A 1892-nucleotide genomic window follows, 5' to 3' on the forward strand; every position below is an offset into this window, starting at 1 on the left:
CCGGAACCTGAGGCGCCGCGGCGCGCGCGCCGTCGGCGAACGACAGCAAGCCGATCAGCATCGCAAGGGCGAAGGACCTCCACCGGAACGCCAAGATAAAACTCCGCCACAGTCGTGCTCGCACCGGTTTTGGTACGAAAATGGTACAGGCACAATGGTTTTTGATTTCAACCCGCCGATTTCAGGATATGATTTAGCCGGTTTGCAAATCAGCTTCGGCCGCCTCGGTGAGGGAAGCCACAAAATAAGTATGCGATTTGCAATCCGTGGTCGGTGGCGAAGTGTAAATCAGGCACGCATCATTGGCCGCAATGCACGAGGCAACATGGGGTTGATGTTGCGATGGGTCAGTTCGATCGCACGCTGGAATACATAGACCAACTGCAGCACGCCGCAACGGCGGCGGCGGTCTGTGAAAGGCTGCTGGGCATAACATCGGATTTCGGCCTCACCGCGCTGATGGCGGGAACCGTACCGCAGCCAGGCACGCCGGCCGGCCAGCAAAAGCAGCATGTGCTTCTCTGCGATTGGCCGGGCGAATGGCTGGAGCGCTATGTCGCGCGCAACTATGTCGATCATGACCCGGTCGTCAGCCATATGAAACAGTTGCAGGCGCCCTTCCAGTGGCACGAGGCGTCGCAGGGCATCCGCATAGACAAGAGCAGCGGCGAGGTGATGGGCGATGCCGGCGCCTTCAAACTGCGTGATGGATTGGCCTTTCCGTTGATCACGCTTGACGGCCAGATCGTCATGGTGTCGCTCGGCGGCGAGGCTGTGGAATTGTCCGCCGCCGAATTTGGCCAGGTGTCGCTGGTCTCGACCTATGCGGTTGGCCGCGCCATGCAACTCCACACCATGGCGAGCAACACCATCGATCATATCGTGCTGACGCCGCGCGAGCGCGAATGCCTGCAATGGGCCGCCGTCGGCAAGTCCGAATGGGAGATTTCGCAAATCCTCGGCATTTCCGAACACACGTCGGAGAAACATCTTCTTAACGCCAAAAGCAAACTAGGTGCCGTCAACAGGGTGCAGGCCGTCGCGGAAGCGATACGGCGCGGCTACATTAGTTAGGTCGGCCGTGCCGACCTGGAATTTTTGCCTACGCGATCACGCAATTTTCTCATCAAAGCACGGCCGTATCTTCCTCTGAACGCAGGAGACGGCGGAATGCTTTTTTCCCTTACAACCCAGGAATTGATGGAACGTCCCGACCTTTGGGAGGCCGTCCATCGTTTGCGCTACAAGATATTCGTCGAAGAGATGGGGTGGGATGACCTCAGGCGGCCCGACGGGCTCGAACTCGACCAGTTCGATCACGACGAGGCGGTCCATCAGATCGTCATCAGAGGCGGTGAAGTGGCGGGTTATCAGAGGATGTTGCCGACGACGCGCCCACATCTGCTGACCGAGGTCTTGACCGATCTTTCCGAAGGAACGCCGCCATCGGGTCCAAACATCTGGGAATTGACCCGCTACGCGGTGGCTCCCGGTTTTCGTGACGGCCGTCGCGGCGTTTCGACCGTCGGCACCGAACTGATTGCCGGTTTCGTCGAGTGGGGGCTGAAGCGCGGCGTCGACAAGGTGATCATCGAGTTCGAGCCGATGTGGGTGCTGCGCGCCTTGCAGCTGCATTTCCTGGCGACCCCGCTGGGCTATCAGCGCACCTATGGCAACCAGCAGGTCGTCGCCACCTTGCTGACCTTCAACGAACACACACTCGATGTGGTGCGGTCGCGCCGCAATCATTTTGCTCCCGTGCTGGCCAGGGGATATCCCGACATGCTCGGGCAAAGGCGTGCGTCATGAGATCGGAGACAGCCATGAGCACACACCCGCAACCTGAACTTCGCAACCACACGCTGGTCGTCACCGTGTCGTCGAGTGACGGC

Annotated in this window: 3 protein-coding genes; all 3 read left to right on the forward strand. The window is 59.7% G+C overall.

Annotation, left to right across the window (positions count from 1 at the left end; genetic code table 11):
- Window positions 1-376, forward strand: a 376-nt coding sequence (locus EN893_RS38800) for a hypothetical protein (protein ID WP_206640211.1), incomplete at its 5' end; no start/stop codon positions are given.
- Window positions 343-1074 (forward strand): LuxR family transcriptional regulator, encoded by a 732-nt coding sequence (locus tag EN893_RS31830; protein WP_127267150.1) that lies wholly within the window; start codon window positions 343-345, stop codon window positions 1072-1074. The genes EN893_RS38800 and EN893_RS31830, both read left to right, overlap by 34 nt.
- A 96-nt stretch (window positions 1075-1170) precedes the next feature.
- Window positions 1171-1809 (forward strand): acyl-homoserine-lactone synthase, encoded by a 639-nt coding sequence (locus EN893_RS31835; RefSeq protein WP_013533650.1) that lies wholly within the window; start codon window positions 1171-1173, stop codon window positions 1807-1809.
- The last annotated feature ends 83 nt before the right edge of the window (window positions 1810-1892 follow it).

Source organism: Mesorhizobium sp. M7A.F.Ca.CA.004.04.2.1, from assembly GCF_004022825.1.
GTDB lineage: Bacteria > Pseudomonadota > Alphaproteobacteria > Rhizobiales > Rhizobiaceae > Mesorhizobium.

Bases quoted from the DNA above. Each gene is read 5' to 3' on its own strand.
- EN893_RS31830 (WP_127267150.1), top strand. From the start codon at position 343: ATGGGTCAGTTCGATCGCACGCTGGAATACATAGACCAACTGCAGCAC.
- EN893_RS31835 (WP_013533650.1), top strand. From the start codon at position 1,171: ATGCTTTTTTCCCTTACAACCCAGGAATTGATGGAACGTCCCGACCTT.